Origin of the sequence: uncultured Roseobacter sp. (genome assembly GCF_947496515.1) — a bacterium.
Classification (GTDB): Bacteria; Pseudomonadota; Alphaproteobacteria; order Rhodobacterales; family Rhodobacteraceae; genus Roseobacter.
This window is the reverse complement of sequence record NZ_CANMDB010000002.1, coordinates 69,322-95,484: the sequence shown is the minus strand read 5'-3', so window position 1 is coordinate 95,484 and position 26,163 is coordinate 69,322. Positions and strand designations below refer to the sequence as shown.

Here is a 26,163-nt window from a genome sequence, read left to right as displayed (position 1 = left end):
TCAATGAGCTCCGATGGCTCGACGCGCGCACGGCCCGCTCTCTAAATAGCACCCGACAGACTTATACCGTAGACTCGCAGCTCCAGATTCCCAATTTTCCCGCACCCTAAATAGCCGCGTCAGTGCTAGAGCTAGATCCCACTAAAATGACAGAATACCGATTGATTACAGCAAACAACAGAATAGCGATGCTGCATTCGACAGGTGCAAAACCAGATTTGGCGGCATGCATTGTACGACAGGCAGTGCATAGCTTGATCGGAAGTGACCGTGTCAGATGCGAGTATGCCGTGGACGCTCGAAGAAGAGAACAATCGTATGAAGTGGTTACTGACCGACGCCATGCTGGACAATGCCACACAGAAAAACCTCGTAACAAAAGAGTCGCGAACGGTTCAGCATGAGACAGCCATCGGACCGAGGACAATACCAATCATGTGAAGCGCAGGGCTGTGTAGGATATGATGGATCGGCCTAGCCCATCTTAGCGTCCATTGTGCGGCAGGCGATTTGCAAAGAAAATCTACTGACAGGGTCGTCCGAACTGGTGGATCTGTACGGGGCAACCTTTCCTTCAGTACTGAAAACTCGGAAACTTCCGCAGCGCCCCCGGACCTCTGCGCATGAACGTGACGTCTGCACGAGGCTTGCGACCGTGTCAGAGAGGGACGCGGGTGAAGCGGATATGATCCAACCGGTCTTTAATGCTCTCCGGACGCGCGGCAACCGCGTCACGGCCGTCCGATGCTCAGACTGAACGCAGCCAGGAAATCGGACAGAGCCCCCCGATCAGTGGCATGGGCCCAGGTCGACTAACGCCCGGCTAGACACACCCTAGCCCGCAATCACCAGGACACACATGGCGTCGACGCCTATGGAAATCGAGGCTGATGGCACCCGCGAAGCTTCTGTCACGATCGTGGATCGTTCACCGTTTGGCGCGCACACCACCTGTGAACTGGATGATTTCTTCTGCCAGCGCGACTAGCCGTGGACGCTAGTTGGTAATCACGCCTTACTGTCCTGGCGACCTACCAAGTCATCCCCAAGTCACAAAAGATCGTCAATGTACCCCGGCATGTCACTATGCGCTTGCCGGTGCCAAATCTTGTAACTTGGCAGTATTATTCAGCCCGCAACGTACCGTTGCCACATTGAATTCAGAAGATGAAACACCCTATAGGTTGTTGCGACAGAATGCAGCACTCTAGACTCAAAAAACCATCGCAGCTCCGCATCTAAAGATATCTTCTGACCTATTCCCCTGAAAAGTCCTCGATTTGAGGTTAGCCTGTTCTCCAGCTGAGGAGACAGACGATTAAGAGGAGCCGTTTCAGTGAAGAGCAGATTATTGGGACATTGAAAGAGCATCAGGCTGGGCTTGGCGCGAAGGAACTGTGCCGCAACCATGGGATAAGCGATGAAACCTTCTATAAGTGGCGCTCGAAGTATGGCGGCATAGACGTGTCCGACGCGTGACCCTTGAAGACGTCGGAAGCTGAGAACGCCAAGCTGAAGAGTTGGAGGGGTCAGAAAAGGCCCCGGCGGGGCGTTTTCCCCGAACAGCGCTGGCCGAACAGATGATGGATGTGGCGACGCTGAAAGAGATGCTTGGAAAAATTTCTGAGGCCTGGTTCAAGGAGGAATGCCGTGGACTGGGCGATGAAGAATTGCCATTGAAGCGCCATTGGTCCGAACAAAAATGGCGACGGGGGTACAATCAGTGACGCGCCTGTGCGTTGGCCGGTATTGATCCGCGTGTCTATCGACGGACGTCGAAACATCTGGCAGACACCGTGCTCCGCACTAGGATGGGGGAGCTGGCGTCCGAGAGGCGTCGGTTCGGCTATCGGCGGCTGCACATCCTGCTAAAGCGGAGAGGCTGGCCCTCTCTCGGCAGATTTGGCCTTGCCAAATCGCCTGCCAGGCAATGGGAGAACTGAAAGAAGCTGTACCGGCTCTACCGCGAAGAAGGGTTAACCGTCCGTAAACGGGGCGGACGCAAGCGCGCAGTGGGCATCAGGACACCAATGGCGATCCCGCAGGGGCCGAACCAGCGATGGTCGCTCGGCTTCGTGTCGGATGCGTTGGAAGACAGGCGTCGGTTCCAAGTGTTGAACGTCATCGACGACTTCAGCCGGGAATGCCTTGCTGCCGTGGTGGGCACATCCATCGGCGGTGCGTGTGTCGCCCGCGAGTTGGATCGAAGCGCTGAACTGCTTGGCTATCCCTGCCTGGTGGTCTGGGACAACGGGACGGAGCTGACAAGCAACGCCATTCTGAAGCGGCAGGAGGAGCGCAAAGTTGGTTGGCATTACATCGCACCAGGCAAGCCCGTGCAGAACGGTCTGGTCGAAAGCTTCAACGGGCGGATGCGCGAGGAGTGCCTCAACGAACATCTGTTCGACAGCCTGCGCCATGCCGTCGTCCATTGTCCTCGGACCAATGGCGGAAAATGAACGACCATGATCGCGGCATGGCGCGACGACTACAATCACAACCGGCCTCATTCCAGTCTCGCTGGCCTGACGCCACACGAATATGCTGACCGGTCAAAGAAAGACCAAAACCTGAACTGAGCTAACTCAAATTAGCGGACTCAATGGGGAGCAGGTCACTTCGTTCAATTGCAGCAAGATCACTGTATCAGCTGCTTATTCTGTCGGGGATCCCAAACCAGCGATTTGACCTGTCAGATCATACGGTCAAATTCGGGCGGCCGCTTTCGAAAAGACACCTCTGCCGTTTGATACCGCTTGCTTTGCAAGCCCATCAGAATTCATCCCAACCGCTGTCTAACGGATCCGGATTAGAAACTGCCAGTGCCGCGTTGCCCTCGGTTGCCGGCCTCGGGCTGGTGGAGACTTTTGGTGCTGGCGCGTCTCGCAATGCAACTGGAGCTACGGGCGCTTGGGTCGATTTGCCAAAAGAGAAGCGGCCCACCGCGGCTCTGAGGTTATCTGCCTGAGTTGCAAGTGACTGGGTCACCGCATTGGTCTCTTCGAACATGGCGGCATTTTGCTGTGTTACATCTTCCAGCTGCTGCATGGCGTCATTGGATTCAGATATGCCCAGCGATTGTTCCTCTGCAGCCGTCGCGATCAACGACACGAACTCGGAGATTTCCTGCACAGCGCCGTTGATGCTTTGCAAGGCGTCGCCGGTATTACTCACAAGATCAACGCCTTCCTTCACCTGTTTTCCGCTGGACGTAATCAGATCTCCTATCTCATGTGCAGCCTCGGAGGAGCGCTGTGCAAGAGCGCGCACCTCGGAGGCCACGACGGAAAACCCTCGCCCTGCTTCTCCGGCCCGGGCTGCCTCTACACCCGCGTTCAGAGCGAGCAGATTGGTCTGGAACGCAATATCTTCGATTACGCCGACGATCTTGGCGATCTGGCCGGAGGAGTCTTCAATCTGCGCCATTGCAGCGACCGCATTTTTGACGACTTCGTCAGAGCTGTCGGCCTCATGCCGCGCACGTGAGACAGCATCTCGCGCCTTCTTGGCACTTTGGGCTGTGCTTCCAGCATTGGTCGCGATCTGCGATATGGCAGCCGTCGTTTCCTCCAGTGTCGAGGCCTGCGCCTCGGTGCGCTTGGCAAGCGTATCCGCAGCGCTTTCAATAGAGTTAACATCATCCGAGATTGTCTGCGCATTTTGATCGACGAGGGTCATCGCCTCCCGCAACCCTGACAAGGCACTGTTAAAGTCCTGACGCAGATCTTCGTACTGGCTCGGCAGCGGTGTCTCGATTGGTTTCGCAAGATCGCCGGTGGACAGGCTCTTGAGCGCCTCGCGCAGGGTGTTCACCACGCGGTTTTGCTCCGCCTCCGTTCGTTCGCGGTTCTGACGGTCCGCTTCTTCGGCCTCTCGTGCTTTCCGGTCGGCCTCCACTGCATTGGCTGTCTCACGCTCGGCTTCCTTGCGAGCTGCCAATGCTTCTTGCTGAGCGGCTTCGGCAGATTGCACGGCCGCCTCCGCCTCTTTCTGCGCACTTTCGGCCTGCGCCAACGCAGTACGCGTTTCCTCGGCGGCAATCTGCATCTCGCGCGCATTCTCGACGCTCTGCCGATACGCCTTGTTGCGCTGTCGCAGCGTTAACCACAGCATCGCCGCCTCGACTACGACCACAAGACCATGCAGCACCGTCCGTTCCAGGCTGGCCTGCAGGTCAGCCGACGGGTAAACGAGGGCCGGCAGAGCGATCGACAGACCAAGGTGATGCACCGCGATGATCCCCGCCGCAGCCAAGATGACCAGCGGCTCCGACATAACCATGCAAACGGCCAATATCGCAAAAAAGATCATATGGCTGTCGAGTTGCCACGGGTGCCCCGCGAGCGCGGCAGTAATGCAGATTGCCTGACCGACCAGACCCAAGCTGACCAGTATCCGCCCGTGCAGATTTTTCAGGCTGGCGCCAAAGAGCGCGATGGCCGCAAAAACAAGAGCCGCGACACTGACAAATACCAATGAGTTCCCAGCAGCCCACGCAGCAGCGAAAGACAAAGGCACCATGGCCGACGCGCCAATCGCCACCTGCCAGCCCGCCTTGTTTGCGGCCTGCTCCCAAGCATCATCTTTCATTGCGTTACCCATACTCATACTCTGATCCCACAAAGAGCGGCAATCTGCCGTCCATCCACAACAAACCACGCGCCATGGCCCAACATCGACGCGGCAAACGCGGCATCCGATGCGATTGCAAAAAACCCAAAGCGCGCAACTTCAGGCCCGATCATCTGCCCGCCCGACGCGATCACCGCCTGCTGCAACTCGACCGGGTCCGGAGAGATGATCAACATGATTTCTCCCGGTACCGGTTTCGACATCGTCAGCGCCAAAAGTGGCCCGCTGAGAAGCGTGAATATCACTGCAAGACACGAAATGAATCGCAACGTTCTACTCCCAAGACTTTGCTTGGTGTATCAATCCTGTCTTTAAAAAATCCTAACATCCCCCGAGACTGGTCGCGGTTGCCGCTGCACCCGGAGATGTCCGAGAAAGCACATCCACCCCACGCATCACGTCTTTCCAAAGGCTGTGACACTACATATAGTAGTGACAATTGAGATGCCGCCCAAAGCGGTCTGGGCGAAGGATCGGGTGATGGCGCATATCATCGTCGTCGGGAATGAAAAGGGCGGCGCTGGCAAATCGACCGTGTCCATGCATGTGGCAACGGCGCTTGCGCGCATGGGGCACAGGGTGAATGCGCTTGATCTGGACCTGCGCCAACGCACATTCGGACGCTATACCGAGAACCGCAAGGCATATCTGCACCAAACCGGGATTGATCTCGGCACGCCCGAAACCCATCCCCTACCGCAGATCGCACCCGAAGAGCTCGCCCCCGAAGAGCACATGGAAGATCGCCAGCTTGCCGCGGCGGTCAGCACCTTGTCGCCGTCCTGCGACTTCATTCTCATCGACTGCCCGGGCTCGCACACGCGGCTCAGCCAGGTCGCACATTCGCTGGCCGATACGCTGGTGACCCCGCTCAACGACAGCTTTGTGGATTTTGACCTGCTGGCGCATACGGACTCCACCGGCGACAAGATCCTCGGCCCCGCGGTCTACTCCGAGATGGTCTGGAGCGCGCGGCAGTTGCGCGCACAGGCAGGCCTTGCCCCCATCGACTGGATTGTCCTGCGTAACCGCATCGGAGCGCAGCGGATGGTCAACAAGGAAAAGATGGAACGCGCGATCCGCAATCTCAGCAAGCGGATCGGCTTTCGCACCGCACCGGGGTTTTCCGAGCGGGTGATCTTCCGCGAGTTGTTCCCGCGCGGGCTGACCCTGCTTGATCTCAAGGACATCGGGGTCAAGCAACTCAATATCTCCAACATCGCCGCACGTCAGGAATTGCGCGACCTGATGAAGGCGCTGGCGCTTCCGGGTGTCATCGTCGATTTCTGAGCCACCCTGCCGACGGGCGCGCGGTGTGGCACTCCGCGTCGAGCTGAGGGAAAAAGGTTCGACGGCCCGGGCCACACGACCTATGTTCGCCTCATGACGGAAAGCATGATCGACCTTATCGCCGGGATTGCCGTGATGGCGGCCCTTTTCGCCTTTTTTCGGTGGCGGCAAACGCGCGCGAAACGAGACCAGCCACCAAAGGATGACTGAATGCCGCTGATGCGAAGCTGGGTGGCCAGCGCCAATGATGCGGGCTGTGATTTCCCGCTGAACAACCTGCCCTACGGCGTGTTCTCGACCGACCCGCAGGATGCGCGCTGTGGCGTTGCCATCGGCGATCAGGTGCTCGATCTGGCCGCGGTGGAGGCGGCGGGGCTGATCGCGCTCTCTGATGCGCCGGTCTTTGATCTGCCTTACTGGAATGACGTGATGGATCTGGGTCCGGAGGCCTGGGCGGCGCTGCGTGCCCTTCTGAAGGATATGCTGAAAGAGGCATCACCCGATCAGGCCCAACTGGCACCGTTCCTGGTGCCGCTGAGCGAGGTGCGCCTGCATTTGCCGTTCGTCGTATCGGAATTCACGGATTTCTACGCCAGCCGCCATCACGCCACCAATGTCGGCACGATGTTCCGCGGCGCCGAGAATGCACTGCCGCCCAACTGGCTGCACATGCCCATCGGGTACAACGGCCGGGCGAGCACCGTCGTGATCAGTGGCACACAAGTGCGCCGTCCCTGCGGCCAGATCAAACCACCCGAGGCTGATGCCCCGCGGTTTGCGCCCACCGAAAAGCTGGACATCGAACTGGAACTGGGCGCGGTGGTGGGTGTCAGCTCTCCCATGGGCACCCGGCTGTCGGTGGCCGAGGCCGAGGCGATGATCTTTGGCTATGTGTTGCTGAATGACTGGTCCGCGCGCGACATTCAGGCTTGGGAGTATCAGCCCCTGGGTCCGTTTCAGGCCAAGGCCTTCGCCACCTCCATCAGCCCTTGGATTGTCACGGCAGAGGCACTGGCCCCCTTCCGCGCGGCAGCGCCTGACCCCGACGTGCCGCTGCTACCGCATCTGCAGGCACCCGGGCCGCTGCTTTACGATATCGATCTGTCGGTGCTGATGGCGCCTGAGGGCGGGGCGGCAGAGGTCATCGCACGCACCAACTACGCCGAGTTGACCTATGGTGCTGCCCAACAACTGGCCCATCACGCGACGTCTGGCTGTGCGATGAACGCGGGCGACCTGCTGGGCTCGGGCACGATCTCGGGTGCGGCACCGGACGCCCGGGGCTCGTTGCTGGAGCTGACGTGGAACGGGACAGAACCGCTGACCCTGAAAGACGGCACCGAGCGGCGCTTTGTCGAGGACGGGGACATGCTGACGCTGACCGGACACGCCGCGGGCGATGGGTACCGGGTGGGGTTTGGTGCCTGTGCAGGCCAGATCCTGCCCGCGCTTGAACCATGAGCGCGGCGCATCCCTATCTGCGCATGGCGCAAAATAACGCCTGGGCCAATGCGACGCTCTACGCCGCTGCATCCACACTCACCGACGCGCAGGCCGCAGCACCCGCACCTGGGTTTTTCCCCTCGCTCCGCGCGACGCTCGATCACATCTACGCGGTCGATCTCTACTACACCGATGCTCTGACGGCAGGCGGGTTGGGACGGCGCGTCTATGACCGGGAGGCAGAGACCTCGCTGGAGGCACTCGCCCGGCTGCAGGCAGAGGCGGACGCCCGGCTCATCAGCTTCTGCGCCGCGCTGACGCCTGAGATCCTGACCGAAACGCGCCAGACGGAGCGCCCCGAGGGACCTGTCACAGAGCGGGTTGCAGACCTGCTCCTGCATCTTTTCCAGCATCAGGTCCATCATCGCGGCCAAGCGCATGTGCAGTTGCACAGTCTTGGGACAGCGCCGCCGCAGCTTGATGACTTTCACCTGCGCTACGACCGCGCACCAACGGCGAAGGCATATCTGTCATGAGCAAATATGGCCCCACCCGCAACGAGCTTTGGTTTCGGATCTATGTCTCCGTTGCGGGTCTGCTGCTCATGATCGGCGGCATCCTGTACCGTGGCCTGCCCGCTGGCCCGGTGATGATAGAGACCATCGGTATTGCGAGCGCCTTTTTCGGTGGTACGCTGATCTGGACCTTACGCAAACTGATGCGCAAGGACTACTCCGACGCGCCCTGATCCGCCGCCCAGACCTCCACCTCAACCACGAACTCGGGTCGGGTAAAGCCCGATACGATCATCAGTGTCGAAGACGGCAGCACCGTCACTTCGGCCAGATACGCATCCCGCGCAGCCATGTAGCCCGCCATATGCACGCGGTCCGTCACATAGGCGCTGAGATGGCAGATCTGTGCCCGCCCCATCCCGCCCGAGCGCAGGATCGCGTCGATATTCGCGAAACACAGCCGCGCCTGCGCCTCGGCATCCTCGGGGGTGGTGCCATCCGCATCCAGCCCCAACTGGCCGGACGTGCGCACCAGACGTGCGCCGGCCGGCACTTCTACGCCATGGGAGTACCGCGCAAACGGCGGTGGAATACCGGCGGGAGAGAGCGATTTCATGGGTCGGGTCCTCTTGGCCATGCGGCGCAACCATGGCGCAGGCCCGCGCTCTTTGAAAGACTGAATGCGCTGCGCCAATCCGCGCACCCCAGACGGGCGGAAGGGTTGACGCCGTCTCTCCGAGACCTGACACTTCGCCTGTTCCTGAAAGGGTGCAAGACACGCACGGCCGCAGCATAAGCCTCGCGGCACACCGGGGCGGCAAGCCCCAAGGCGCATCGCGCGACAACAGAGAGGAAAACAATGAAATTTCTGACACGTACGGGCAAAGCCTTGCCCGAGGCCGTGGTAGCATCGGCAGCCAAGATCGGCACCGACCCGATCAACCGCCGCGAATTCCTGGCAACGGCCTGCACCTTTGGCGCAACCGCGGCAACCGCTTATGCCATGATCGGCATGACACCACCAGCGCGCGCGGCGGGTCATCAGCAAGGGGGAGTAGTGCGCATTCAGCAAGAGGTGCGCGCGCTCAAGGAGCCGCGAACCTTTGACTGGCCGCAGATCTCCAACTTCTCCCGTGGCTGGCTGGAGTATCTGGTGACATACGAGAACGACGGCACCTTCACGCCCACCCTGTTGGAAAGCTGGGAGATCAACGACGATGCAACAGAATACACCCTGAACGTCCGCCGCGGCGTCACATGGAACAACGGCGAGGACTTCACCGCCGAGGACGTTGCCCGCAACATCGCCGGATGGTGCGAAAGGGGGGTCGAGGGCAACTCCATGGCGGGCCGTTTCGCCACGCTGATTGACGCGGACACCGGCCAAGCGATCGATGGCGCGATCCAGGTGATCGATACACACACCGTCAGGCTGAGCCTGCCCGAGCCCGATATCTCGCTGATTGCCGGGATGGCCGACTACCCCGCAGCCATCACGCCCGCAGGTTTTGATGCAGAAACGATGCTGGAAAACCCCGTAGGTACAGGCGCTTACCTGCCACAATCGCTGGAAGTCGGCGTCAAGGCCGTTCTGGTCCGCAATACGGATCATACCTGGTGGGGCACCGAGATTTACGGTGGGCCCTACATCGACACGCTCGAATACATCGACTACGGCACCGACCCGTCGGCTTTCATCGCCGCTGCGGAAGCTGACGAGATCGACGCGCTCTACTCCATCGAAGGCGACTTCATCGACATCTTCGCCACCCTGGACAATTGGAACGAGAACTCCATCGCCACAGCGGCCACCATCGTGATCCGCCCGAACCAATTGGCTGAGGTCGAAGGTCAGACCCCCTATGCCGACAAACGGGTTCGGCAGGCCCTGGCCATGGCGGTGGACAACGAGGTGTTGCTGGAGCTTGGCTACGCCGGGCGCGGGATCACCGCGGAGAACCACCACGTGGGCCCGATGCATCCGGACTACGCCGAACTGCCCCCGATGAAGCATGATCCTGCAGGCGCGCTTGCTCTCATGGAAGAGGCGGGGATGGCTGACTACGAACATGAGCTTATCTCTATCGACGATGCCTGGCGCAAGGACACCACCGATGCGGTCGCGGCCCAGCTGCGGGACGCGGGCATCGCGGTCCGCCGGACGATCCTGCCAGGCAGCACCTTCTGGAATGACTGGTCCAAGTACCCGTTTTCCTCGACGGACTGGGCGCATCGTCCACTGGGTGTGCAGGTCTGGGCGCTCGCCTACAGAACCGGCGAGGCGTGGAACGAGTTCGGCTGGTCCAACGCTGAATTTGACGCAATGCTCAAGTCCGCGCTGGCAACCCCCGATGTGGGCGAGCGGCGCGCGCTGATGAAAGAAATGCAGGCGCTCGTGCAGGAAGAAGGCGTGACGATCCAGCCCTACTGGCGCGCGCTGTACAATTTCACGCGCGACGGGTTGGTGGGGGCCGAACACCACATCAGCAACGAATTCCATCCGGCTCGCATGGCCTGGACCTGATAGTAAACGCGAAGGGTCGCGCCCGTGGCGCGGCCCTCTCTCAGGCCGGAATGAGAAAGAGTGTGATCGCCGGGAACATGACCAGCAGGATCACCCGCAGCACGTCCGAGCCCACGAAGAACATCACCGCCTTGTAGGTTTCGGTCATCGGTGTGTCACGGTCCATCGTGTTGATGATAAAAAGGTTCATGCCCACAGGCGGCGTGATCAGCCCGACCTCCACCACGATCAGCACAAGGATCCCGAACCAGATCGCAAGATGCTCCGGCGACATACCGAAATCCATGGCCGAGATCACAGGGAAGAAAATGGGCACTGTCAGCAGGATCATCGACAGGCTGTCCATCAGACACCCGAAAAGCAGGTAGAACAGCAGGATCACCGACAGGACAATCCACGGGTCGAGCCCCTGCTCCAGCACCCAGTCCGCCATGAACTGCGGCACGCCCGACAGCGCCAGAAAGCTGTTGTAGAACCCTGCTCCCAGCACGATGAAGAAGATCATGGCGGTGGTCCGCGCAGTGCCGAGCAGGCTCTCACGCAGCACCGCCCAGTTGAGGCTCCGCGAAAGCAATGCGACGAGCCCGGTGCCCGCAGCGCCGATGGCGGCCCCTTCGGTGGGGGTGAACCAGCCCAGATAGATACCGCCCACGACCACGCCAAAGATCACCAGCACCGGCCAGGTTGCCGCCAGCGCCGCCCAGCGTTCGGCCATGGGCTGAGGCGCGCGCGTGCCCGCCGCCGCCGGGTAGAGCCGCACGTAAAGCGAGATCGTCAACATATAGCCAATGGCGGCGAGTATGCCGGGAACAAAAGCCGCCAGAAACAGCTTGGCGATGTTCTGCTCGGTGATGATCGCATAGATCACGAGGATCACCGACGGCGGGATCAGGATGCCAAGCGTGCCTCCCGCGGCCAGTGTTGCGGTGGAAAAACCACCGACATAGCCATAGCGCCGCAGCTCCGGCAGCGCGACCTTGGACATGGTGGCCGCGGTCGCCAACGAGGACCCGCAGATCGCACCAAAGCCCGCGCAGGCCCCCACAGATGCCATCGCCACCCCGCCGCGACGATGCCCCAGAAAACTCTCGGCTGCTTTGAAGAGCGCGCTCGACATGCCCGAAAGCGTCGCGAACTGCCCCATCAGCAGGAACATCGGGATGATCGACAGCGAGTAGTTCGAAAACTGGGTGTAGGTTTCGGATTTCAGCTTGTTGAGCAACACGGAGGCGTTGCCACCCATGGCAAAGTACCAGCCCGCAAAGCCACAGAGCAGCATGGCCAGCCCAATGGGCGCGCGCAGGAAGATCATGATCAACAGCAGCGGGAAGGACCAAAAACCAAGCTCAAGATTGCTCACGGGCGGTCGTCCCTCACGCGGTTGGCAGCAAGTCGCGGTCATGCGCCCAGCCGCGCACCCGCACTGCCGCGCAATAGAGCCCGACGACACAGGTCACCACAGAGGCCGCAAAGCTCGCCGCATAGGACCACCAGACAGGAAACTGCAAAAAGAACGTCGTCTCCCCATTGCCGATATAGCGCTGCATCCCCTCGTAGAGCCGCCAGCTGATGAGAATGAGCGCCGCTGTCAAAACCACTTCCCAGAAAGCGACGATCGCACGGTTGAACCGCGGTGGCAGGGCCGAGGTGAAGATATCCACCGTCGCATGCGCGCCGTAAAGCTGACACACCGGAAAAAACGAGAAGATCGCAAAGGCCACGCCCGCCTCCAGGATCTCGTAGTTGCCGTTGATCTCGCCCGGACCCAACTCACGACCCAATGTGGAAACGGTCGTCAGCAACACCAGCGCCAGCAGCACCAGACCACCGATCACCGCGGTGGCACGGGCCAGAAATGTGACCGCCTGATGCATGATGGCTCCGTTCACCAATCCGACCCGCCGCATGTCGCCGCAGGTCGGCGTGCCTGATTACTCGGTATAGCGGTCAATCAGCATGCGGGCCTCGTCAATCAACGCCTGACCATCAATGCCCTTTTCGCTCATCTCAGCCACCCATTCATTATAGATCGGCTGTGCGGCGGCCTCCCATTCGGCGGCCTCGCTGTCGCTGAGCATCACCACGTTGTTGCCACGCGCCAGCGCTGCCTCACGTGCGGGCGCGTCGTTTTCGGCCATGGTTTTGCCAGCAAAAACAGAGAACTCCACCCCGGAGTTTTCGTCCATCACCTGCTTGAGGTCATCGGGCAGGTTCTCGTAGCTGTCCTTGTTCATCGCCAGCACAAAGGTCAGCACGTAAAGCGCATTGCCGGGAAATTCGGTGTGGTTATCGACCAGCTCCGGGATCTTGAGCGCGGCTGTCACCTCCCATGGAATGGTGGTGCCGTCGATCACCCCCTTGGACAGCGCTTCCGGCACCGCAGGCACCGGCATGCCGACGGGCGATGCGCCCATCTTCTCCAACAGCGCATTGGCCAGACGCGAGCCGCCGCGGATTTTCAGACCTTCCATATCGGCCGGCGTGCGCACTTCCTTGTTGACGTGGATCAGACCGGGCCCGTGCACCCAGGTGCCAAGGATATGCACATCCTTGAACTCGGTGTCTTTCATATGTGTCTCGAACATCTCCCAATAGGCGCGGGAGGCGGCAGGCGCGTTCGTCATCATGAAGGGCAGCTCAAAAACTTCCGTCGAGGGGAAGCGCCCCGGCGTATAGCCAACCACCGTCCAGACGATGTCTGCAATGCCGTCGATCGCCTGATCCATCAGCTCGGGCGGTCGCCCGCCCAGCTGCATCGATGGGTAGCGCTCAATCTCGATCCGTCCGCCGCTTTTCTCCTCAATGGTGTCGGCCCAGACGTCCAGGATCAGCTTGGGCACGTTTGCCTGCGCAGGCAGAAACTGGTGCAGCCGCAAGGTCACATCCTGTGCGCTCAGCGGCCCTGCGGTCAGACCGGCCAAGAGTGCTGCTGCACCCGCCAGTCTCAAAAACGATTTTCTCAGCATCATAGTGTCGGCGTCTCCCTGACTGTGCCGGGGCGGTTGCTCCGGCGTGTCCCCTCAGGGAATTGCTAGTGTAGATGACGCAGGTTGTCACCCCGGGGTTTGCGCGTTCTAGCTGCGGTTGCGTGCGATGCAAAGGGCCGACTGCATGGCCTGGACCAGCCTGCCGGAACGCGCTGTTTCACAAGTAGACGCGCGTCTGTCCGCTTTTGTAAGGGGGATGGAATGGTGGCGTTACCTGGACTTGAACCAGGGACCTAACGATTATGAGTCGTTCGCTCTAACCAACTGAGCTATAACGCCACGAGCCGGTGGATTATGACAGGTGCCGCAGCGCGTCAAGCCGGAATTGCCCGATTCGCCCATCGTCCGGCTGTCGCGAACATGGTCAGCCCTCGCGCACCGCGTCGATCATCCGCTGCACGTTGTCCGGGTCGGCGTCCGGCGTGATCCCGTGCCCCAGGTTGAAGATATGCGGGCCTTTGGACAGCGCCGCGACGATGGCTTTTGTCTCCTCCACCAGTGCCGCACCACCGGTCACCATGTGACGGCTGGCGAGGTTACCCTGCACACAGCCATCCACCTGCACGTGCTGGGCCGCCCACTCGGCACTCACGGAGTTGTCGAGTGCCACACAATCCACCCCGGTGGCCCGCGCAAACCCGATATAGGCATCCCCCGCCTCACGCGGGAAACCAATCACGGGAATATGCGGGTGCCGCTCCTTGAGCGCGGCGGTAATCTCTTGCGCCGGGGCCACGGCGTATTTTTCGAAGGCCTCGCCCTTGAGCGACCCGGCCCAGCTGTCAAAGATCTTCACCACCTCGGCACCTGCATCAATCTGCGCAGCCAGATAGTCGATGGTGCCCGCCGTGATCCGGGCCAGCAGCGCCTCGAACAGCGCGGTATTCTCCTGCCTCAATGCGTGAGCCGGTCCCTGATCCGGCGTCCCCCGCCCGGCGATCATATAGGTGGCCACTGTCCACGGGGCGCCCGCGAATCCGATCAGCGTGGTCTCGCTGGGCAGCGCGCCACGCAGGATGCGGACGGTCTCATAGATGGGGTTCAGCGTCTCGTGAATATCCTCAACCGGTCCGAGCTTGTCGAAATCCGCCTGGGTTTGCACGGTCGAGAGCCTTGGCCCCTCGCCCGTCACGAACCACAGATCCGCCCCGAGCGCCTGGGGCAGCAACAGAATATCCGCAAAGAGGATAGCGGCATCGAACCCGTAGCGGCGGATGGGTTGCAGCGTGACCTCGGCCGCGAGCTCCGGATTGTAGCACAGCGACAGGAAGTCGCCCGCCTCGGCCCGGGTCGCGCGGTATTCGGGCAGGTAGCGGCCCGCTTGCCGCATCATCCAGATGGGCGGCGTGGGAAGTGTCTCGCCCGCCAGCGCGCGCAGAATGGTTTTTGTCGGAGCCATGGTCGTCCTCACCTGTTGTTCCCCGTTGGTCGGTGGATGCCAGCCGGTTGTCAAGACACTGGGCGGGTTGTCAGTCGAAATTGACGCGCATAAAGAGGACGGCATGACAGTATCGCTCCCGACCCCCGACTCGACCCTCAAAATCGGCACCCGCGGCTCGCCGCTGGCGCTGGCGCAGGCGTATGAGACCCGTGATCGGCTCGCCCAAGCCTTTGATCTGGGGCACGAATGTTTCGAGATCGTTGTCATCAAGGTGACCGGTGATGCAATCCAGGATCGCCCCTTGAAAGAGATCGGTGGCAAGGGGCTCTTTACCCGCGAGATCGAAGAAGACCTGCTGTCAGGCAAAATTGACATCGCAGTGCATTCCACGAAGGACATGCCGACACTGCAGCCAGACGGGCTGATCCTCGACACCTACCTGCCGCGCGAGGATGTGCGCGATGCTTTCATCTCGCCCGCGTTAGGTGGTATTGCAGATCTTGCAACGGGCGCGGTTGTTGGGACGTCCAGCCTGCGGCGCCGGGCTCAGCTCCTGCATCGCAGACCCGACCTGAAGGTGGTCGAGTTTCGCGGCAATGTGCAGACACGCCTGAAAAAGCTCACCGATGGTGTGGCGGAATGCACCTTTCTTGCGGCTGCCGGTCTGAAGCGGCTAGGCAGAACGGATGTCCCCGCCACCCCGGTCGATCCTGACGAGATGCTGCCCGCCGTGGCCCAGGGCGCCATCGGAATTGAACGGCGCAAGGACGACGCAGCGACCGCTGAGCTGTTGATGGCGATCCACGATGTTCCAACGGGAGAGCGTCTGGCTGCCGAACGCAGCTTCCTGCTGACGCTCGACGGGTCCTGCCAGACGCCCATCGCGGGTCTGGCCGAGCATAGCGGTGACGGGCTCCGGCTGCGCGGCGAGGTGCTGCGCCCCGACGGCAGCCAGGCACTCAAAGCCGCACGCGAAGGTCGCATTTCCGACGCCGCTGCCATGGGGGCGGATCTCGCCGAAGAACTCCTCACCCGTGCCGGACCTGGCTTTTTCGATTGGCACGGTTGACCGGCCCGCTCTTTCATCTTGCCAGATAAACTCCGGGGGGAGGCCGCAGGCCGGGGGGCAGCGCCCCCTACCTACCGACCAACCGACGACCTGCAGCGCAGCGCGACCGCTCTCAGGTCCACATGGCCAGCGGTGGCAGGCTCATCAACACGGCGTCCGCATTATGCCCCGTCTCCAACCCGAATTTCGTACCTCGATCATAGACCAGATTGTACTCTGCATAGAGCCCGCGGTGTACCAACTGGGCCTGCTTGTCCTGCTCTGACCACTCCGACGCGCGACGCTTGCGCACCAAAGGCACGTAGGCGGGCAGGAAGGCACGACCAATGTCCTTAGTCAGGGCAAAATCCGCCTCCCAGTCCCCGGTATTGCGGTCGTCCATGAAAATGCCACCGACCCCCCGGGCACGGTTGCGGTGCGGAATGTAGAAATACTCATCCGCCCAGGTCTTCAGCCGAGGATAAAGATCGGTCCCATGCGGGTCGAGATGCCGCCGCTGGGTGTCGTGGAAATGGGCGGTATCGGCGTCATACTCCAGACAGGGGTTCAAGTCCGACCCACCACCGAACCACCAGGCATGGGGCGTCCAGAACATCCGCGTATTCATATGAACTGCTGGCACATGCGGGTTCTGCATATGGGCCACGAGGCTGATACCGCTCGCCCAGAACCGCGGATCCTCCGCCATTCCGGGAATACCCTTGCGTGCGGCCATGGCACCCTGTGCACGGGTGCCCAGCGTGCCGTAGACAGTCGAGATATTGACGCCCACCTTCTCAAAGACGCGCCCGCCCCGCATGACACTCATCAGACCGCCACCGGCATCGGAGCCATCCTCGCTCATGCGGGTCGTCTCCGTCACCTCGAACGCCCCGGGCGCAGCCTCCGCCAGAGGCCCATCGCTGTGATCTTGCTCCAGCGTCTCGAAGGCTTCGACGATCTCGTCGCGCAGTTGCCGGAACCACGCGGCGGCGCGGGCCTTTTCAGTCTCAAAGCTGTCGGTCATCTAGGGTCCATCTGTCAGATCAGTCTGACAGTATGTCTAGCGCGTATCAGAGGCGAAGAAAAAGTGGCAATCGTCAGTGCGCGGGTGCTGCGACCACATCGAGAAGGCTGCGCCCACCATCCACGGTAATCACCTCGCCGGTCATGAAGCCCGAGCTTTCCGCCGCCAGAAACTGCACCGCCTCGGCAAGCTCCGCTGGCCCCGCAATCCGGCCCAGCGGCGTGTGATCGCGAATTTCCTCCCGCCAATCGGTGTGCTCAACGACGGAGGATTTCAGCGACGCGCTCATCACCGACCCAAAGGCAACCGCATTCACGCGGATCCGCTCGGGCGCCAGCGCCAGCGCCATGGAGCGGGTCATCTGCTCCAGTGCCGCCGAGGCGATGGAATAGCCCATCAGTTCCGGCCGGGTCTGCCGGGCCGCGATGGAGCTGAGGTTAATGATCGACCCCAGCTGCCCTTCGGCCTGATCAGCACCTTGCTTGATCATGCGCTTGGCCACCTGCTGGGTCAGTTGAAGGGCCGTCATCAGGTTTTGCTCCAGCAGCACCGCAACGGAGGTATCCTCCACATTCAGCGCCTCCGTCGGCATGACCTGACGGGATCCGTTCACCAGAATATCCACCCGGTCGAAAGCGTCAATGGTGGCAGAGACCAGATTGGCGATGGTCAGCCGCTGACGCAGATCCCCGGCAAAGTAACGCACCGTTCCTTCCTCAGCCGCATCTCCCCATTCATCCTGCAGCCGCTTTTCGTCCATGTCAGCGCACATGACATTGGCCCCCCGGTCCGCGAACTGGCGGGCAATGGCAAGTCCGATGCCGTTGGCGGCACCGGTGACGATGGCGGTCTTGCCGTTGATGGAAAATGACATAGGCGTTTCCTTGCGGTGGAAAGAGGCTCAGCGGTGCGTGCGCCGAGGACGGCTGGCGTGGAACACTTTAAAGCGGCTGTCTCCGTCAATCTCGGCGCAGTTGGTAAAGAGCCTGTGCAATGTCGCCTCATATGGCAAGTGCCGATTTGCCACCATGAAGAGCTGCCCCTGTGGTTTCAGCAGTCGCGCTGCAGCCTCAACGAATCCCTGACCGAGCGACGGGTCGGCCTTGCGCCCGGCATGAAAAGGCGGGTTCATGACGATGGTATCGAGGGCCTCAGCCGGTTGCCAGGTGGTCGCATCCGCCCAGTGAAAATGCGCCCGTGCGTCGGTCACATTATGCTGCGCGCAGGCAAGCGCCATATGGCCCGCCTCGACCAGATGCACCTCTCTCACCTCCGGCCGCGTCAGGATATGCGCCGAGAGAAACCCCCAGCCCGCACCCAGATCCGCGACACAAGGGCCAAGATCATCCGGCAAGGTCTCGACCAGCAGGGCAGAGGCAGGATCTATTCCATCGGCGGAAAAAACCCCGGGCGCTGTCCAGAAACCGCCCGGGGTCAGCGCGGGTCCCGCGACCCAATCCTCAAAGCTTACATCGTCGGATCTATTGATCCAGAAGAGCTTGCCATGGGCCTTGCTGATAGGCCCCTCAACGACCACCCTCTTGCGCATCTCGCGCAGCAGGCTGTCAACACCATCGGTTTTCTGCCCGTCGATGACCAGCGCGCCCCCGGTCAGTGCTGACGCTTTTGCAATCAGGGCGCGCGCCTCGGCCTTGGCGCGAGGGATGATGACAATCGCGCCGGCGTAGCTTTCCTGCGGATCGACCGTGCACCTGAAACCCCGAGCTTGCCAGAGATCGTAGTCCGGTCTGGCATCAACGATGATCTCGGTACGATCCTTGGGCAATCTGTCCAGACGTGCCTGCGCCGGAGGACGGAAGACAGCGATCAGCCCATCAGGGGGCAGGACCGCACTGCCAGCTTCAAGCGCCAGCGCAACGCGCGTATCAATCAACGGCTACTCTTCTTTTTCCATCGTGCACTGCAGCGGGTGTTGGTGTCTGCGCGCGAAATCCATGACCTGCGCGACTTTCGTTTCCGCGATTTCGTGGCTGAACACACCGACCACCGCGACGCCCTTCTTGTGTACCGTCAGCATGATCTCGAATGCTTGCGCATGGTTGAGACCGAAGAAGCGCTCAAGCACGTGCACAACGAATTCCATCGGCGTGAAGTCATCGTTCAACAGCAACACCTTGTAGAGCGGCGGCCGTTTGGTCTTGGGCTTGGTGGCGGTCAGGATGGATGTATCGCCATCGTCGTCTGACCGGTCTGCCATCAGGATCGGGTCGCGATGCATTTCTGCTCCTGCTTCAAAGGATGGGGTGATGAGTCGTTGAGCGCTCTATATAACCCGTTTGGTCATTTAGAAAAGGGGGCGTGGTCATGGCTGCGGCACTGCATACCGTCGGTTTTGATGCCGATGACACGCTCTGGCATAACGAGCGCTTCTTTCAACTGACGCAGGCCCACTTCGCGACGCTCTTGACAGATTACACGGAACGGGACGGGCTGCTGGCCCGGCTCACGGACGCTGAAAAGCGCAATCTGCAGCACTACGGGTTCGGGGTAAAAGGCTTTACCCTGTCGATGATCGAGACCGCGATAGAAGTAACCGATGGCGAGGTTTCGGCGCAGGTGATCAGTGAGATCCTCGACGCAGGCCGCGAGATGCTGCGCCATCCGGTGGAGCTCTTGCCGGATGCGCGCGAGACGGTTCAGGCGGTCAGCCGGACGCACCGCACTGTGCTGATTACCAAGGGGGATCTGCTGGATCAGGAGCGCAAGCTGGCGCAGTCTGGGCTGCGCGATCTTTTTCATGGCGTCGAAATTGTCTCCGACAAGACACCGCAGGTCTACGGAGAGATCTTTTCCCGGTACGGCGAGGGCGCCAGCGGTGGGCTGATGATCGGCAATTCCATGCGCTCCGACGTCCTGCCCATGATCGCGGCGGGCGGCTGGGGCATTCTGCTTGATCACCCATACGCCTGGGACTACGAGCATGCTCCTGTTCCTGAACCAAGCGCGCGCTACCACATGTTGAGTTGCCTGGCTGGACTGATGCCACTGATAGATCAGATAGAGGTGGATCGGAAACAGGGCGAATGAGTGACAAAACACCACGGCAATTGCGCAAGCATTGAGTGCGATCACGGTTACCAAAAGTTAACGTAAATACCTTAATTCATAGGCTTTATGGAACTGGAAACCTGTGCTACGCTTTGGCGCAGAAAAGCCAGTCGAAACAATCGGCGGCATGAGGCAGAAAAGGCAGGTTATCATGAAGGTTCGGCGTTTTGTGCCGGCCCGTTACGGGCTATTTGTACTCGCAGCACTTTGGCTTTTGGTGATTTTGCCGCTCAGCGCGGCCGCCGCACCCTATGCCGCCTACGTTATGGACGCACGATCCGGCGAGGTGCTGCATTCGCGCAACGCCGATACCCGGCTGCATCCTGCATCGCTTACTAAGATGATGACACTCTACATCGCTTTCCAGGCGGTCGAGCGGGGCGAGATTTCGCTCGATACCAAAGTGCGCATCTCACGCTTCGCCGCATCCGAACCACCGTCGAAGCTTGGGCTGAAATCCGGGCAGCGCATCGCCTTTCGGTATTTGATCCGCGCGGCAGCTGTGAAATCGGCCAATGACGCAGCCACCGCCATCGGAGAAGCGCTCGAAGGGTCGGAGGCGGCCTTTGCCCGTCGGATGAACCGCACGGCCAAGGCACTGGGCATGTCACGGACCACCTTCAAGAATGCCCATGGGCTGACAGAAAAGGGGCATCTTTCAACGGCGCGAGACATGTCGATCCTGGGGCGTCACGTGCTCTATGACTATCCCGAGTACTATAACCTCTTCTCGCGGCGCTCGACCCACGCAGGCATCCGTGAGGTCGCGAACACAAATCGCCGGTTGCTCGCAGCCTACCGTGGTGCGGACGGGATCAAGACCGGCTACACCCGCGCGGCAGGTTTCAACCTGGTGGCCTCTGCGGAGCGCGGACGCGAACGTATCATCGCCACGATGTTCGGGGGCACCTCCACCCGTGCGCGCAACGCGCGCGTCGCCGAGCTGCTGGATATGGGCTTCAAGCGTGCGCCCAGCCGGGTGGCCCTGAGAAAGCCCAAGAAACCGGCATATCAACCGGGCGGACCGGGCGCGATTACGCGGGTCAGCGGCATCACCCGGACCAGTCTGCGACCACAGGTGCGCGCAGGTACAACACCACCCCCTCCGGCCGCACTTGCCAGCGCGAGCGGTGTCTTGTCGGCAGACATTCAGATGGCGCTCGTTGCGGCACAGGACATTCCAGCAGAACCTGTCGCAGCACCGATCGTGCCACGTAACGCAGCACTAGCGACGGCAAACCTGCGCCCGATCATGCGCCCCGCGGAAGGCAGCGCCAGTGACACGGGCACGGTGACGGAAATGGCCGAAGCGACGCCAGCCGTTCAGGAAACAGAGATTGTCACCCGGCTATCAACTTCCGGCGGGCATCAATGGGGCGTGAATGTCGGTCGCTTTGCCACCCGTTATAATGCGGAGCGCGCGTTGGTCACAACGGCACTGGCGGAAATGGCAACGCTCGAAGGCACGCTGCGGAAGGTCGTCAGACAGCCGACAGGTTTTGACGCGAACTTCCTTGGCATGACCCGGGACAGCGCTGATCTGGCCTGTCGGCGGCTGGCCGCGCGCAACCTGAGCTGCATGATGGTTGGCCCATCTTGACGCATCATACATCTGGCCTTGGCGGGCACGCCGCTTGACGACGTCGCGCATGGCCAGATGCGGCCTTTACATAGGTTGATGCAGCGCTGGTCTGCCCCAAAGCATAGCGCCAACCTGGGCACGGCGACCCCTGCCCCGCCTGCGTAAGAATGCCATGGCCCTTTATGGTCATCGGTGTGCCACGTCGCTCTGGCTATCCCGGGTCTCGGGTCGCGCGGCTCAGGCTATTTTTCGTCACAGCCTATGTGACGGCGCCAATGATGTAGACATGTTAAATGGCACCTGTGTTGCGCGACACCCCGTTGCGCTAAGTCGAGCTCTTTTGAACAGATATACCACCAACCCGACGCCGACGGACTAATTCCATGACCCTAGGGTTTGGGTGCATCGTCCCACCTGTCACTCAGGATCCGGCGGCTGTCACCCTCGGGATCATCGTACTGACGGGTCTTTAACGTATACAGAAATCCCACAAGCCCGATACCGCCCAAAAACAGCGAAATGGGGATGAGATACGCCAGAACGTTCATCCCCGCCCCCTGACCCGCAGCGCGTTGAGCGAGACCGAAATCGACGACGTGGACATCGCCAGAGCGGCAATCAGCGGCGTTGCCAGACCGGCCACCGCCAGCGGGACCGCAACCACGTTATAGATTGTCGCGATCTGAAAGTTCTCGCGAATCCGTTTGGTGGCCTGGCGCGCAACCGAGACTGCTTCGGCAATCGGCGCCAGTTCCGCCCCTAACAGGACCATATCGGACGCGGCGCGCGCGGCATCGAGCGCCTTGCCCGGACTGATGGAAACATGTGCCGCGGCCAAGGCTCCGGTATCGTTCAGACCATCGCCGATCATGAGGATTCTGCGGCCTTGCTCCTGCAGCTTCGCAATCATGTTCAGTTTGTCTTCGGGCCGCATCCCGGCATGCCAATCGTCGATCCCGAATGTGCCTGCGAACTGTGCGACGCTCGTCTCCCGATCCCCTGACAGAAGACTGACGTTGAGCCCCTGCGCCGTCAGCGCCGCAATCGTCTCTGCCACATCCGACCGTGGAGCATCACGAAACCGCAGGACGATCGGCGACCCGGTGCCCGCATCAAGTGCCGCAATCGTGTCCGTCTGACCGTCGTCTTCGACACCCACCCAGTCGGGCCGCCCCAGCCGCACCGGTCTCCCCGCCATCTCGCCCTCTGTACCAAAACCAGGCTTTTCCCGAAGCGCATCAAGAAGTGCCGGACTGCATCCTTCCTGACGTGCCGCCTCGGCAATCGCAGCGGAAAGCGGGTGCGCTGATCCGGCCGCAAGCGCCCGGGCCACCGATTTCTGAGCTGCGGTCAGATCATCCCAGTTGGTCAATTCCGGTGCACCGGTGGTCAGCGTCCCGGTCTTGTCGAAGACGACCGTATCAACCTCTGCCAACCGCTCCAGCGCTGTTGCATTCTTGATCAAAAGACCCTTGCCAAACAGCCTTCCCGAAGCGGCTGTCGTCACCGCGGGAACAGCCAGACCGAGAGCACAGGGGCAGGTGATGATCAGCACCGCAGCCGCAATATTGAGCGACACACGCAGATCGCCCGACCAGATCAGCCACCCCAGAAACGCCAGCGCCGACAGGATGTGCACCCCGGGGGCGTAGAGCTTGGCCGCGCGGTCCGCGAGCGAGGTATAGCGCGACCGCCCGCTTTCCGCGACAGCCACCAACGCCGCCATTCGGTGCAGTGATGTGTCCTGACCTACGGCCTTCGCACGCACCGTCAGGGGGCCGGTGAGGTTCAGCTCTCCCGCAGCGACCACGTCACCGGGTCCGCGCACCTCGGGCAGCGTCTCGCCTGTCAGCAGCGCGCGGTCGACCTCTGATCGACCGTTCATCACCACACCGTCAACGGCGGCGCGTGCGCCAGGCTTGACCAGCACCGCGTCACCCAGACGCAAGTCGGCCACCGGCACCTCGACCGCTGTTCCCGCCTCCACACGCCAGGCGCGGGGCACTTCGAGCGCGGTCAACTCCTCGGCTGCAGAGCGCGCGGCAGCCCGCGCCCGTGCATCCAGCCACCGCCCTGCAAGCAAAAAGAAGGTCAGTGTCAGTGCGGCGTCGAAATACGCATGATGCCCTGACAGCCACGTCTCCCAAAGGGATGTGGCGAGCGCCAGCACAATGGCCAGACTGATCGGCACATCCATGTTGAGACGCCCGGCGCGCAAGGCAGCCCATGCGTTGCGAAAGAACGGCTGCGCAGAAAACGCGATGGCCGGCAGTGCAATCGCCGCTGAGATCCAGTGAAAAAGATCGCGTGTGGCATCCGCTGCCCCCGACCACACCGCCACCGACAGCAGCATCACGTTCATTGAGGCGAACCCGGCAACCGCAAGCCGCATCAGCAAGTCGCGGCCCGCAGTTCGGGTCGTCGTCTCGGTCAGAACGGAGACGTCAAGCTCATGTGCCTCAAACCCCTGGCGCTCCAATAAACCCACCAGATCTGCGGCAGCGACATCAGGGGCAGCATCGACAGCGACACGTTTCAGCGTCAAATTCACTCGCGCTGACGTGACGCCCGGATACGCAGCAAGCGCGTCCTCGACACGCGCGATACAGGCCTGACAGTGGATCGTCGGCAAGGACAACATGATCTGCCCGGCCACGGGAGCGGCCTCAACCGGCGCCACACCGGCAACGCAGCCAGGGCAGGCGACCGGCCCGTTTGTGGCGACGCTGCTCAAGACGCCTCTTTGGGAATGTGAAGAATGACCCGTTGCTGAAACTTGGTGCCATCCAGTGCCGTGGCCTTCATACGCAGGTTCCAGTTGCCGGGCGCCAGCGCTGCGGGCGCCACGTAGCGTGCGCCGTCGAACACGAAATCAGGGCGCTGGTCATCGCGCACGTGGGTTGCGCGGCCCAGGGTTGCATCCAGGGCGGCAACCTCTACTGGCGCTCCGGCTGCATCGGTGATCGACAGCACAACCTGCGGGCCCTGCTTTTGCGCCGACACAGACCAGCCAAGCGCATTCTGTGCCGCCCGATCCACATCGAAGGTCTGGCTGGCCACATAGGAGTTTTTGACCTCCAGCCCGGGGAAGGTGCTGATCGCGCTGTAGGCCAGCAGCAGATTGACAGAAATGATCACGCTGAAGGCCGAGACGAAGATGATGGCCACATGCTTGCCGGTCAGTTGCTTGGTCATTGGGCTTGCCCTCTCCCGTTGAAACTGCTGTCGCGGTACGCGCGCTCGCCATTGCTGAGATCCTCGATCCAGAACCGCACCTCCGTCCGCTCCGCCGCGGCGGGGTCGGATCCGGGGGGCGCCACGACATAGACCCGCTGCAAGAACGATGTATCCGCAGGCACATCGACGGAGGCATAGGGGGTGCCTTCCAACTGGACGCGGAGCGCCGGATCCCCGACGGCGGAGATGCGGAACAGGCGTTCTTCGTTGTTCTTGTTGCGTAGGCGGATGTCGTAGGTGTTGCGGATCGAGCCATCCGAAAGGGTGACGAAGGTCGGGTTGCGCACGGCAGCCACGGTCATCTCGATGTCCGAGCGGATAAAGAGCGCCACGATCAGCGCAACCCCGACCCCGCCCCAAAGGGCCGTGTAAAGCAGTGTGCGCGGGCGGAACACGTGCTTCCACACCGGGCGCGGCTCCGCCCCGGCGCGTTCACGCTCCTCATCGGACAGGGCGATGTAGTCGATCAGCCCGCGTGGTTTGCCGATCCGCTCCATCACGTCATCACAGGCGTCGATGCAGAGCGCGCAGGTGATACACTCCAGTTGCTGCCCGTCGCGAATGTCGATCCCCATCGGGCAGACGTTAACGCAGGCCATGCAATCGATGCAGTCACCCTGCGGGGCATCCTTGGCCTCCTGACTGTGCTTGCGCGGCTCGCCGCGCCATTCCCTGTAGGCGACGGTCAGCGTGTCCTCATCCATCATCGCAGCCTGGATGCGCGGCCAGGGACAGGCATAGATGCAAATCTGCTCGCGCATGAAGCCGCCAAAAACAAAGGTCGTCGCGGTCAGGATCGCCACAGTGATATAGGCCACGGCAGCCGCCTGCCCGGTAAAAAGGTCGACGAAAAGCGTCGGCGCATCGGCGAAGTAAAAGACCCAGGCCCCGCCCGTCGCCACAGCGATCAGCAGCCACAGTGTCCATTTGGTCAGCCTCAGCCGCAGCTTGCGCGCATCCATCTTTTCCTGCCGGTGCAGTCGCAGGCGCGCGTTGCGGTCACCTTCGACCATGCGTTCGACCTTGATGAAGAGATCGGTCCAGACGGTCTGGGGGCACGCATACCCACACCAGACACGACCGAGGGCCGAGGTGAAGAGAAACAGCCCCAGCCCCGCCATGATGAGCAGCCCGGCGACGAAGTAGAACTCGTGGCTCCAGATCTCGATCCAGAAGAAATAAAACCGCCGGTTCGCCAGATCGAGCAGCACCGCCTGATTGGGCAGTTCAGGCCCACGATCCCAGCGGATCCACGGGAAGATATAGTAGATGCCAAGCGTCACCCCCATGATGATCCACTTGAGATTGCGGAACGGGCCCGAAACACGCCGCGGAAAGATCGGTTCGCGGGCGGCGTATAGGCTGGGAGGTGGCGCTTGATCGGTCACGACAGTCCTTGCGGGTTTGGCACGGGAGGGCGAAGATTTG

The 26,163-nt window shown here is 61.4% G+C and carries 25 protein-coding genes, 1 tRNA gene and 1 pseudogene; 11 read left to right on the top strand and 16 right to left on the bottom strand.

The window, feature by feature from the left end:
• Positions 1–859: 859 nt before the first annotated feature.
• Both Q1A53_RS04090 and Q1A53_RS04085 read left to right on the top strand, forming a co-directional pair.
• A complete protein-coding gene (locus Q1A53_RS04090) occupies positions 860–988 on the top strand; it encodes a hypothetical protein (RefSeq protein ID WP_299963208.1) in 129 nt (42 codons plus the stop codon).
• A 329-nt stretch (positions 989–1,317) separates the two neighbouring features.
• Positions 1,318–2,579 (top strand): annotated as a pseudogene (locus tag Q1A53_RS04085) (IS3 family transposase).
• A gap of 193 nt (positions 2,580–2,772) precedes the next feature.
• Here Q1A53_RS04085 and Q1A53_RS04080 read toward each other — a convergent pair.
• Entirely contained in the window at positions 2,773–4,047 is a 1,275-nt protein-coding gene (locus Q1A53_RS04080; protein WP_299963206.1) for a methyl-accepting chemotaxis protein, read from the bottom strand.
• A 93-nt stretch (positions 4,048–4,140) separates the two neighbouring features.
• Here Q1A53_RS04080 and Q1A53_RS04075 point away from each other — a divergent pair, with 93 nt between their 5' ends.
• Complete coding sequence (locus Q1A53_RS04075; protein WP_299963204.1) at positions 4,141–4,479, top strand: hypothetical protein; 339 nt, start codon at positions 4,141–4,143, stop codon at positions 4,477–4,479.
• 125 nt (positions 4,480–4,604) lie between these two features.
• Here the strand turns inward: Q1A53_RS04075 and Q1A53_RS04070 are convergent, their stop codons facing one another.
• Positions 4,605–4,808 (bottom strand): hypothetical protein, encoded by a 204-nt coding sequence (locus tag Q1A53_RS04070; protein WP_299963202.1) that lies wholly within the window; start codon positions 4,806–4,808, stop codon positions 4,605–4,607.
• A gap of 304 nt (positions 4,809–5,112) precedes the next feature.
• Here Q1A53_RS04070 and Q1A53_RS04065 point away from each other — a divergent pair, with 304 nt between their 5' ends.
• From Q1A53_RS04065 to Q1A53_RS04050, 4 genes are all read left to right on the top strand, one after another.
• Positions 5,113–5,922 carry a division plane positioning ATPase MipZ gene (locus Q1A53_RS04065; RefSeq protein WP_299963200.1) on the top strand — a complete coding sequence of 270 codons (810 nt, stop codon included), beginning with the start codon at positions 5,113–5,115 and terminating at the stop codon, positions 5,920–5,922.
• A 210-nt stretch (positions 5,923–6,132) separates the two neighbouring features.
• Positions 6,133–7,383, top strand: a complete 1,251-nt coding sequence (gene fahA, locus Q1A53_RS04060) for a fumarylacetoacetase (protein ID WP_299963198.1) — start codon at positions 6,133–6,135, stop codon at positions 7,381–7,383.
• Entirely contained in the window at positions 7,380–7,901 is a 522-nt protein-coding gene (locus tag Q1A53_RS04055; RefSeq protein ID WP_299963197.1) for a DinB family protein, read from the top strand. The genes fahA and Q1A53_RS04055 overlap by 4 nt, the downstream gene beginning before the upstream one ends.
• Positions 7,898–8,113, top strand: a complete 216-nt coding sequence (locus Q1A53_RS04050) for a hypothetical protein (protein ID WP_299963194.1) — start codon at positions 7,898–7,900, stop codon at positions 8,111–8,113. Before Q1A53_RS04055 ends, Q1A53_RS04050 begins: the two co-directional genes overlap by 4 nt.
• Here Q1A53_RS04050 and Q1A53_RS04045 read toward each other — a convergent pair.
• The gene (locus Q1A53_RS04045; protein ID WP_299963192.1) at positions 8,095–8,496 is read right to left on the bottom strand and encodes a RidA family protein; all 402 of its coding nucleotides are present in this window, start codon (positions 8,494–8,496) and stop codon (positions 8,095–8,097) included. The genes Q1A53_RS04050 and Q1A53_RS04045 overlap by 19 nt on opposite strands.
• A gap of 243 nt (positions 8,497–8,739) precedes the next feature.
• Here Q1A53_RS04045 and Q1A53_RS04040 point away from each other — a divergent pair, with 243 nt between their 5' ends.
• On the top strand, positions 8,740–10,404 hold the full coding sequence (locus Q1A53_RS04040; protein ID WP_299963190.1) for an ABC transporter substrate-binding protein: 1,665 nt from the start codon (positions 8,740–8,742) through the stop codon (positions 10,402–10,404).
• 40 nt (positions 10,405–10,444) lie between these two features.
• Here the strand turns inward: Q1A53_RS04040 and Q1A53_RS04035 are convergent, their stop codons facing one another.
• The 5 genes from Q1A53_RS04035 to hemE all read right to left on the bottom strand — a co-directional run bounded on the left by Q1A53_RS04035 (position 10,445) and on the right by hemE (position 14,790).
• Positions 10,445–11,764 carry a TRAP transporter large permease gene (locus tag Q1A53_RS04035; RefSeq protein ID WP_299963188.1) on the bottom strand — a complete coding sequence of 440 codons (1,320 nt, stop codon included), beginning with the start codon at positions 11,762–11,764 and terminating at the stop codon, positions 10,445–10,447.
• Between the two features lie 13 nt (positions 11,765–11,777).
• Positions 11,778–12,278 (bottom strand): TRAP transporter small permease, encoded by a 501-nt coding sequence (locus Q1A53_RS04030; RefSeq protein WP_299963186.1) that lies wholly within the window; start codon positions 12,276–12,278, stop codon positions 11,778–11,780.
• Between the two features lie 57 nt (positions 12,279–12,335).
• Entirely contained in the window at positions 12,336–13,373 is a 1,038-nt protein-coding gene (locus tag Q1A53_RS04025; protein WP_299963184.1) for a TRAP transporter substrate-binding protein, read from the bottom strand.
• A gap of 220 nt (positions 13,374–13,593) precedes the next feature.
• Positions 13,594–13,670: transfer RNA gene (locus tag Q1A53_RS04020), tRNA-Met, on the bottom strand.
• 85 nt (positions 13,671–13,755) lie between these two features.
• On the bottom strand, positions 13,756–14,790 hold the full coding sequence (gene hemE / locus Q1A53_RS04015) for a uroporphyrinogen decarboxylase (protein WP_299963182.1): 1,035 nt from the start codon (positions 14,788–14,790) through the stop codon (positions 13,756–13,758).
• 103 nt (positions 14,791–14,893) lie between these two features.
• Here hemE and hemC point away from each other — a divergent pair, with 103 nt between their 5' ends.
• Positions 14,894–15,841 (top strand): hydroxymethylbilane synthase, encoded by a 948-nt coding sequence (gene hemC, locus Q1A53_RS04010; RefSeq protein ID WP_299963180.1) that lies wholly within the window; start codon positions 14,894–14,896, stop codon positions 15,839–15,841.
• A gap of 112 nt (positions 15,842–15,953) precedes the next feature.
• Here the strand turns inward: hemC and hemF are convergent, their stop codons facing one another.
• From hemF to clpS, 4 genes are all read right to left on the bottom strand, one after another.
• The gene (gene hemF / locus Q1A53_RS04005) at positions 15,954–16,847 is read right to left on the bottom strand and encodes an oxygen-dependent coproporphyrinogen oxidase (protein ID WP_299963178.1); all 894 of its coding nucleotides are present in this window, start codon (positions 16,845–16,847) and stop codon (positions 15,954–15,956) included.
• Positions 16,848–16,920: 73 nt separating this feature from the next.
• Positions 16,921–17,721 carry an SDR family oxidoreductase gene (locus tag Q1A53_RS04000; protein WP_299963177.1) on the bottom strand — a complete coding sequence of 267 codons (801 nt, stop codon included), beginning with the start codon at positions 17,719–17,721 and terminating at the stop codon, positions 16,921–16,923.
• Positions 17,722–17,748: 27 nt separating this feature from the next.
• Positions 17,749–18,741 carry a class I SAM-dependent methyltransferase gene (locus tag Q1A53_RS03995; RefSeq protein WP_299963176.1) on the bottom strand — a complete coding sequence of 331 codons (993 nt, stop codon included), beginning with the start codon at positions 18,739–18,741 and terminating at the stop codon, positions 17,749–17,751.
• A 3-nt stretch (positions 18,742–18,744) separates the two neighbouring features.
• Positions 18,745–19,086, bottom strand: a complete 342-nt coding sequence (clpS, locus tag Q1A53_RS03990; RefSeq protein ID WP_299963175.1) for an ATP-dependent Clp protease adapter ClpS — start codon at positions 19,084–19,086, stop codon at positions 18,745–18,747.
• An 86-nt stretch (positions 19,087–19,172) separates the two neighbouring features.
• Here clpS and Q1A53_RS03985 point away from each other — a divergent pair, with 86 nt between their 5' ends.
• Both Q1A53_RS03985 and Q1A53_RS03980 read left to right on the top strand, forming a co-directional pair.
• On the top strand, positions 19,173–19,895 hold the full coding sequence (locus tag Q1A53_RS03985) for an HAD family hydrolase (protein WP_299963174.1): 723 nt from the start codon (positions 19,173–19,175) through the stop codon (positions 19,893–19,895).
• A gap of 172 nt (positions 19,896–20,067) precedes the next feature.
• Positions 20,068–21,516 carry a D-alanyl-D-alanine carboxypeptidase family protein gene (locus Q1A53_RS03980; RefSeq protein WP_299963173.1) on the top strand — a complete coding sequence of 483 codons (1,449 nt, stop codon included), beginning with the start codon at positions 20,068–20,070 and terminating at the stop codon, positions 21,514–21,516.
• Positions 21,517–21,887: 371 nt separating this feature from the next.
• On the opposite strand, the gene ccoS is transcribed toward Q1A53_RS03980, so the two are convergent.
• Genes ccoS through ccoG form a run of 4 tightly spaced genes read right to left on the bottom strand, consistent with a single transcriptional unit; the run spans position 21,888 to position 26,123 of the window.
• Positions 21,888–22,046 carry a cbb3-type cytochrome oxidase assembly protein CcoS gene (ccoS, locus tag Q1A53_RS03975; protein WP_299963172.1) on the bottom strand — a complete coding sequence of 53 codons (159 nt, stop codon included), beginning with the start codon at positions 22,044–22,046 and terminating at the stop codon, positions 21,888–21,890.
• Entirely contained in the window at positions 22,043–24,232 is a 2,190-nt protein-coding gene (locus Q1A53_RS03970; protein WP_299963171.1) for a heavy metal translocating P-type ATPase, read from the bottom strand. Before Q1A53_RS03970 ends, ccoS begins: the two co-directional genes overlap by 4 nt.
• Positions 24,229–24,693: a FixH family protein gene (locus tag Q1A53_RS03965; protein ID WP_299963170.1), complete on the bottom strand. Its 465-nt coding sequence runs from the start codon at positions 24,691–24,693 to the stop codon at positions 24,229–24,231. The genes Q1A53_RS03970 and Q1A53_RS03965 overlap by 4 nt, the downstream gene beginning before the upstream one ends.
• Complete coding sequence (gene ccoG / locus Q1A53_RS03960) at positions 24,690–26,123, bottom strand: cytochrome c oxidase accessory protein CcoG (RefSeq protein WP_299963169.1); 1,434 nt, start codon at positions 26,121–26,123, stop codon at positions 24,690–24,692. Before ccoG ends, Q1A53_RS03965 begins: the two co-directional genes overlap by 4 nt.
• Positions 26,124–26,163 lie beyond the last annotated feature (40 nt).

Bases quoted from the DNA above. Each gene is read 5' to 3' on its own strand.
- Q1A53_RS04090 (WP_299963208.1), top strand. From the start codon at position 860: ATGGCGTCGACGCCTATGGAAATCGAGGCTGATGGCACCCGCGAAGCT.
- Q1A53_RS04080 (WP_299963206.1), bottom strand. From the start codon at position 4,047: ATGCAGATTGCCGCCGAGGAAACGCGTACTGCGTTGGCGCAGGCCGAA.
- Q1A53_RS04075 (WP_299963204.1), top strand. From the start codon at position 4,141: ATGCAGCACCGTCCGTTCCAGGCTGGCCTGCAGGTCAGCCGACGGGTA.
- Q1A53_RS04070 (WP_299963202.1), bottom strand. From the start codon at position 4,808: ATGTTGATCATCTCTCCGGACCCGGTCGAGTTGCAGCAGGCGGTGATC.
- Q1A53_RS04065 (WP_299963200.1), top strand. From the start codon at position 5,113: ATGGCGCATATCATCGTCGTCGGGAATGAAAAGGGCGGCGCTGGCAAA.
- fahA (WP_299963198.1), top strand. From the start codon at position 6,133: ATGCCGCTGATGCGAAGCTGGGTGGCCAGCGCCAATGATGCGGGCTGT.
- Q1A53_RS04055 (WP_299963197.1), top strand. From the start codon at position 7,380: ATGAGCGCGGCGCATCCCTATCTGCGCATGGCGCAAAATAACGCCTGG.
- Q1A53_RS04050 (WP_299963194.1), top strand. From the start codon at position 7,898: ATGAGCAAATATGGCCCCACCCGCAACGAGCTTTGGTTTCGGATCTAT.
- Q1A53_RS04045 (WP_299963192.1), bottom strand. From the start codon at position 8,496: ATGAAATCGCTCTCTCCCGCCGGTATTCCACCGCCGTTTGCGCGGTAC.
- Q1A53_RS04040 (WP_299963190.1), top strand. From the start codon at position 8,740: ATGAAATTTCTGACACGTACGGGCAAAGCCTTGCCCGAGGCCGTGGTA.
- Q1A53_RS04030 (WP_299963186.1), bottom strand. From the start codon at position 12,278: ATGCATCAGGCGGTCACATTTCTGGCCCGTGCCACCGCGGTGATCGGT.
- Q1A53_RS04025 (WP_299963184.1), bottom strand. From the start codon at position 13,373: ATGATGCTGAGAAAATCGTTTTTGAGACTGGCGGGTGCAGCAGCACTC.
- hemE (WP_299963182.1), bottom strand. From the start codon at position 14,790: ATGGCTCCGACAAAAACCATTCTGCGCGCGCTGGCGGGCGAGACACTT.
- hemC (WP_299963180.1), top strand. From the start codon at position 14,894: ATGACAGTATCGCTCCCGACCCCCGACTCGACCCTCAAAATCGGCACC.
- hemF (WP_299963178.1), bottom strand. From the start codon at position 16,847: ATGACCGACAGCTTTGAGACTGAAAAGGCCCGCGCCGCCGCGTGGTTC.
- Q1A53_RS04000 (WP_299963177.1), bottom strand. From the start codon at position 17,721: ATGTCATTTTCCATCAACGGCAAGACCGCCATCGTCACCGGTGCCGCC.
- clpS (WP_299963175.1), bottom strand. From the start codon at position 19,086: ATGCATCGCGACCCGATCCTGATGGCAGACCGGTCAGACGACGATGGC.
- Q1A53_RS03985 (WP_299963174.1), top strand. From the start codon at position 19,173: ATGGCTGCGGCACTGCATACCGTCGGTTTTGATGCCGATGACACGCTC.
- Q1A53_RS03980 (WP_299963173.1), top strand. From the start codon at position 20,068: ATGAAGGTTCGGCGTTTTGTGCCGGCCCGTTACGGGCTATTTGTACTC.
- ccoS (WP_299963172.1), bottom strand. From the start codon at position 22,046: ATGAACGTTCTGGCGTATCTCATCCCCATTTCGCTGTTTTTGGGCGGT.
- Q1A53_RS03965 (WP_299963170.1), bottom strand. From the start codon at position 24,693: ATGACCAAGCAACTGACCGGCAAGCATGTGGCCATCATCTTCGTCTCG.